Origin of the sequence: Okeania sp. SIO2B3 (genome assembly GCF_010672525.1) — a bacterium.
Lineage (GTDB): Bacteria > Cyanobacteriota > Cyanobacteriia > Cyanobacteriales > Microcoleaceae > Okeania.
Genome location: NZ_JAAHGH010000193.1, coordinates 1 through 6111 on the forward strand (window position 1 = coordinate 1; position 6111 = coordinate 6111).

The 6111-nt window shown below is 38.6% G+C and carries 8 protein-coding genes; 5 read left to right on the forward strand and 3 right to left on the reverse strand.

Translation table 11 applies throughout. The features are described 5' to 3' along the window. The 4 genes from F6K15_RS37195 to F6K15_RS37210 form a co-directional block, all read left to right on the forward strand. Positions 1 to 623: hypothetical protein (locus F6K15_RS37195; RefSeq protein WP_293071051.1), on the forward strand; the 623-nt coding region annotated here is incomplete at its 5' end. A gap of 56 nt (positions 624 to 679) precedes the next feature. Next, positions 680 to 1507: a hypothetical protein gene (locus F6K15_RS37200; RefSeq protein ID WP_293071052.1), complete on the forward strand. Its 828-nt coding sequence runs from the start codon at positions 680 to 682 to the stop codon at positions 1505 to 1507. Between the two features lie 19 nt (positions 1508 to 1526). Continuing rightward, positions 1527 to 2162, forward strand: a complete 636-nt coding sequence (locus F6K15_RS37205) for a hypothetical protein (RefSeq protein ID WP_293071054.1) — start codon at positions 1527 to 1529, stop codon at positions 2160 to 2162. A 62-nt stretch (positions 2163 to 2224) separates the two neighbouring features. Then, positions 2225 to 3286, forward strand: coding sequence for a DNA cytosine methyltransferase (locus F6K15_RS37210; protein ID WP_293071056.1), 1062 nt, complete (start codon positions 2225 to 2227; stop codon positions 3284 to 3286). 150 nt (positions 3287 to 3436) lie between these two features. Here the strand turns inward: F6K15_RS37210 and F6K15_RS37215 are convergent, their stop codons facing one another. Then, positions 3437 to 3601 carry a hypothetical protein gene (locus F6K15_RS37215; RefSeq protein WP_293071058.1) on the reverse strand — a complete coding sequence of 55 codons (165 nt, stop codon included), beginning with the start codon at positions 3599 to 3601 and terminating at the stop codon, positions 3437 to 3439. A 357-nt stretch (positions 3602 to 3958) separates the two neighbouring features. Then, the gene (locus F6K15_RS37220; protein ID WP_293071060.1) at positions 3959 to 4339 is read right to left on the reverse strand and encodes a hypothetical protein; all 381 of its coding nucleotides are present in this window, start codon (positions 4337 to 4339) and stop codon (positions 3959 to 3961) included. A 266-nt stretch (positions 4340 to 4605) separates the two neighbouring features. Here F6K15_RS37220 and F6K15_RS37225 point away from each other — a divergent pair, with 266 nt between their 5' ends. Then, complete coding sequence (locus F6K15_RS37225) at positions 4606 to 5775, forward strand: XRE family transcriptional regulator (RefSeq protein WP_293071062.1); 1170 nt, start codon at positions 4606 to 4608, stop codon at positions 5773 to 5775. Positions 5776 to 5918: 143 nt separating this feature from the next. Here F6K15_RS37225 and F6K15_RS37230 read toward each other — a convergent pair. Beyond that, positions 5919 to 6111 (reverse strand): hypothetical protein (locus F6K15_RS37230; RefSeq protein WP_293071063.1); only part of this gene is annotated, 193 nt, incomplete at its 5' end.

A 6111-nucleotide genomic window follows, 5' to 3' on the forward strand; every position in this document is an offset into this window, starting at 1 on the left:
AGATTTGGGAAAGCTGCACCCATGCCGAGCGGAATCTCATAAAGTGCATCAACGTCGTCGCGGATTCCAAGCGAGCTGCCTTACCCTTTGACTTAGTTGGTTGGCACAACGCTCTAGGGAAGCTAGAAATAGCCCGGTATGTAGGTTTTTACTTATATGGCAAGCAAGTAGAGGATTCCAAGCGGGTTATCTACTTAGTAAAACATGACACATTCAAGATAGTAGATAAGCGATCGCTTAAAGGAGTAGATGCAAAGTCTCAAAAACCTTGCCCGACTGACCTTGTGATTAAGTTAGAAGCTGCATTAGAAGCACAACCAGAACCAGAGCAACCTACAGCCCTGGAAATAGCCAATAATAACTTCACAGGACTACAACCCGCCCCAAAGCAGAATGGTCCCGAAAGTGGAAAACTGCCAGAGGAGCCAGCATCCAAACCAAGCGTAGAAGCAGGCGACATCATTGAAGTGCATACCAAAGACAGCATCGCTAACGGTAAAACTGTTGAGGTTAATTTCGTCAAAGAAGATGGAACAGTACACGTTGTCTGGGATGGTAAAAATGTATATATTCCAGCAAGCGGATACACGATATTCTCCAAAGGACTGAACCTAAAAAAATAATCAAGTCATCTGAGGCGTGTAATAATTCCGCCTCCTCCCTAGACGGGGCGGATACCTTGGATGACTACATCCCAGATGATTTTGACTTTAGCTTTTTGTACGATGATGATGATCCAAGCTGGTTAGACAAAATCAAAGTTGAGATTGAACAATTAGAAGGGTTTCGAGTCGAACATAACGAATTGATTCTAAAGGTTTGGCATTATGGAACTGAGGTAGGGGCTTGTCATCATCTCGGTAGCCATCTAAACATCACACCCACACTGATAAACGAACTGGCAAAGTATGATTTAGAGCTAGAAAGGTTTATGTGTGATGAGGATATTTACTACCAGCTCATCAAACCAAAACACATCTTACATCCAAAAATCAGACCAGACCTGCATCTTAGTATCCAGTGGTCAAAAGATTTACACCCCAATTACGGGTACATCAACGGGCATTATTTTGGATACCACCGGAATGATTACCACGGTAAATATATCCAATTAGTATATCGTCACCAGATTTATATGTCCTTCTCTTGTACTACTCCAGACCATATAAAGCCGTATTTTGATAAGATTTGGCAGGAGCTCTTGGATACTGAATATATACGTCATCCCAAGGAAATCAGGATAGGCTCAAAGGTAGCAAATTACTTACCGGATGGCTTTAAAGCCTATAAAACTGATGATGATGGTCAGTGCAAAGTATCTCGAAGTAAGGAAAAGTATTGCTACATAAAGCGTTGGCGTGACAATGAATATTACACCAGCTTTTCTATCAATTGGGCGCTACACCCTTCTGAGAAAACTAGCAGTTTGACTGAAGCAGTGGGAGCAGCTTTAAGGATGATAGCAAAAATGTCAACAAAAACGCCCCTATCCATTAAAAATCAATAGTTAAGGAAATTATATAACAATGACAACAACACTTAATGTATTCGGAACTAAGCCAGAAAATGCAATTCTAGTTGCAGACGACATTCCCAACCTTCGCTGTAACTGTCAAGAGGGTCAGTGGAAGCTAGGAGAAGAGGCTCTAGGTAATAAATTAGAATGTAGCATCCTTAAATTCTCCAAGTGGTTTGGCACTCTTGGCCAAACAAAACATACACTTTGGGGACAGATATTTATGATTGCTGAAAACTCCGGAACTAGCCCTGAGATATTCCGGGAGTGCCTTATGGTTACATATCAAAAAACGCGCTCGCTGAGTAGCTTCTTAAATTTAGTAACCAAATTACAATGTCAAGGGGTCGAAGCTGCTGAGGGAGTATTTATCGCCTCTTTCAAAAAACACTCCGGGCAAAAACCCGATGATACCGGAGTTGTTAAGCCCATCAATTATTACTCTATTGAGTGGAGTTGGCGAGAACGGGCAAAGGAAGACAATTCAATAGAACAGCTTTGTGCAACATTGGACGATTCTGGCAAATTTGTCGATCCTCAAAGTACTGGCAAGATGCAGTGCTTGGATGGCCTGTCAGCTCCCGAAATCCAGCAAATCATCAGCGGAGAACGGCAAGAGAAATTATTGGTTGGGGCTGATTTCTAGCTTTGTTCGGGGGTTTATACCCCCCCTTGAGTCTTCCTTTGTAAAATTTGTAGAGGTAAATAATGGTTAGGATTTCTGCAGTAGACCTATTTTGCGGAGCTGGTGGTCTAACTCACGGTCTGCGAAAAGCTGGTCTTGCTGTAAATGTTGGTTATGATATTGACCCGGTATGTCAGTTTCCTTATGAGTATAACCATCAAGCCAAGTTTATACTAAAAAGTGTTGAAAATATTAAGGGTGTCGATTTAGCAAAACATTTTCCAGAAGGTCATCTTAAAGTTATAGCTGGATGCGCTCCATGCCAACCTTTTTCTAATTATTCAAGACGCTATGACCTTCGCGACAGCGGAAGGTCGTTCTATAACTCTTCAAAATGGAAACTTCTTGATGATTTTGCTCGTATTGTTAAGGAATGTATGCCAGATATTGTAACTATGGAAAATGTGCCACAGTTACAACAATACCAAGTTTTTGAGAAATTTATTACTAAACTCAAAAGGTTAAAATACTTTATCACCTTCTATGAGGTTAACTGCCAAGATTACGGTGTACCTCAAACTCGTAGACGGTTAGTATTTTTTGCCTCGAAGTTTGGCTCACTAGAGCTAATTCCTCCTACTCGCGATCGCGATAATTATGAAACGGTAAGAAAGACTATTTATCATCTAGAACCTCTGAAGACTGGTGAATCATCCAAAATTGACCCACTTCATCAATGCAGTAAACTTTCAGCGCTAAATCTCCGTCGTATCCGTGCTTCTAAACCAGGGGGAAGTTGGCGAGATTGGCCTGAAGATTTGATTGCTAAATGTCATACTAAGAGTAGTGGTAAGTCATATCCATCAGTTTACGGTAGGATGGAGTGGGATAGTCCTAGTCCAACTATAACGACTCAGTGCTTTGGTTTTGGCAATGGTCGATTTGGACACCCCGAACAAGACAGGGCAATAACTCTGAGGGAAGCGGCATTATTGCAAACTTTTCCTGAAAAATACCAATTTTTTCCTCCTAATGAATCATTTGCTTTTACCAAAATAGGGCGTTTAATTGGCAATGCTGTTCCTGTCAAGTTAGGTGAGGTTGTGGCAAAAAGTATTCTCAATCATATTCAGGAAATAAGTTAGGGAGTATTTGTTGAGTCTAAATATTCTCTATTATTTATATATATTTCAATATTTTTGAGAATCTGCCTCAGATCTGGAGTTTAGACTACGAAAAAATTTCCCAAGATTGTTTTGGGTTAAACAAGAAGGCAAATTAACCAAAAATTGAGTCTAAGTTTTCTGATTTTTGGCTTTTTTTGTGGGACTTTTGCATTTTTTTACTACAGGATAACGGGTTTTTTTGCTTCTGACTTTACCTGTTTTCCAACCAGTGGATTTTCCACGAGGTTTGGGAGTTTTAGCAGGTGTTCCCATCTCGACCAAAAGTCCTAACATTGATTGTGCAACCCTTCCAGGGCTTAAATTTTTCTGAGGCAAATGCCTACGGAAGATGATGTTCTTCAACTATATCTCTAGACAGCCATAGTTGCCAAGTTAGTAATGGCATGTTTCTCACTCCATCTTTTACATTGATGGGGTGTACTGAGTGCAGGTAATGTTAGCGTGTAATCTTTGCTTGATAAATCGATACCAATGGTCAACAGCAAAGCGCCTAAAATTTTTTTTCGGTGAGTAATTATAGGGGTAGTAAATTGAGTTTATATTTACCAATATAAACTCACCATAAAGGTCGTTGAAGCAACCTTTTTTTTTTGTTTTAAGCATCTCCACAGTTAGTCTAAATTCCATATATTAACTAAATTTATAAATTGAACTTGATATACTTGAAAACCATTTCATGTAATTTTTTTCTATTTCATCCTCTCTATTGAAATTAACTTCTTTGTCTGCTCCTGTAATTGAGAATATTTCATCTAAATCTTTTGCATTTTCTTCATACCACAAATCGAATAAATTTTCTTCTAAGTAGGTTCTCTCTAAATATTCAAAACTTTTAGGATTTCCTAAAATAATATTTACATTTATTTTGGCTAATTTCCAGTCAACTTGTCTACGAATTTTATTAATTACAGTTTCATCACTATCATCAAGATTAATTACTACTTTGCTCTGTACGATAGGTATATTTTCAAAACGAATAAGTTTCGAGCTGAACTTAAACCTTTGAATCAAACCCTTGCTAATCTGGTTATTGACTAAGACATACCAAAAATATCTATTACCGTGTATATTTATTTCAATTTCACAACTTTTATAAATCCAGGCAATATTGTTAAAGCTAACTTTTTAATTGATAAATTCAACTTCAAAAAGCTTATTTAAATAGTCAATTTTTTCACTGAAATACTTCATAATTTATAATTTAATAACTTAATAATTTTATGTCTACAAACTGAACTCTATTCTAACATCTTACCCTTACACAAGTAGTAAAATTTATGAACAATATCCTAACTAACAATGTCCTTGACAACATCGATCTACGGCAGTTGGGAGAACGCCTCCGTGAGCTTCGTAATAAATGCGGTATGACTCAAGAGTCGGCTGCGAAAGTCATTAATGCTGCAAGGACTACGATGGTGGCTATTGAAAAAGGAGAACGCCGTCTGAAGGCAACCGAACTAATTAAACTTGCTCGTACCTATGGAATATCCGTCAGTGATTTTGTGCGCGAACGTCCAGTAGTTAAACCTTTTCCGGTTCAGTTCCGGAAAGCTTATCGGCAAAATGAAGTAGAAAAATCTCAGATTGAATCTTTTATTCAGGAATTGGAGAAATTTTGTCAAAATTATCTAGAGCTTGAGGAAATTATGAATGCACCACTTCCACAAAACTATCCTCGTGAGTATGAAGTGAGTGGGATGCCAATAGAGCGTACTGCCGAAGCTATTGCACTTGAAGAACGTCAGCGACTAGGACTTGGAGATGGACCTATTCCTTTACTTCGGGATACCTTGGAGCAGAGTGTCGGACTGCGCATTTTCTACTTGAAGATGCCATCAAAATATTCGGGGGTCTATACTTACGATGAAAAGCTTGGTGGATGTATGGCAATTAATGCTAATCATCCTGAAGAAAGAAGACGTTGGTCTCTAGCACATGGATATCTACATTTTCTAGCCAACCGACGTAAGTCTATGATTGGCTTAATTGAGAGGCAATATCAAAAAATGCCAGAAAGTGAGCAACTTGCTGAAGCTTTCCCGAAGTATTTCCTGATGCCAACGAGTGGTTTACTGAAGCGGTTCAATGATATGTGCCATGCAAATAAAAATCAAAAGTTTATGCCGACTAATCTATTTATTCTAGCTCATTATTATGGTGTTTCTGCAAAAACTCTTACTTATCGGTTAGAAGAAATGGAACTTCTACCTTCTGGGACTTGGGAGAGATTGCGCGGTCGTGGTTTAATAGTTAGAAAGGTACAAGAAGAACTAGGTTTAGAAGCAATTCCCCAACGCACTAATATAACACCCATTCATTACCAACATCTGGCCATTGAAGCACTAGACCTTGGTCTAATTACAGAAGGTCGCTTTGCTGATTTTCTGAATGTCGATCGGCTAGAAGCACGTCGTATTGCTAGCAGATCACAAATATTATCATAGCGATCGCTATACTGCTCGGCGAGATAAAAATATTTTTGTTTTCTCTTAGCTCCTGAACATGGTCTAACCTCCTAGCACCACCAACTAATTTTTCTGTAGATTTAATACTCAGATTTCAGGTAGGATTCGGACTCTTATAAATCCTACCTCAAGAGATATAGAAGTAAGCCGATAAAACGGGCATACAGATGAAAAACTCTTTGAAATACATTAGGATATTTACTACCTTTTTTTTCTTGCTCACTTACTCCTATTGGATAGATAGAACCAGCCAACCAACTATGCACAATGGCATGAGCAGATTTTGACAAAACTACACAATCAATATTCCACTTT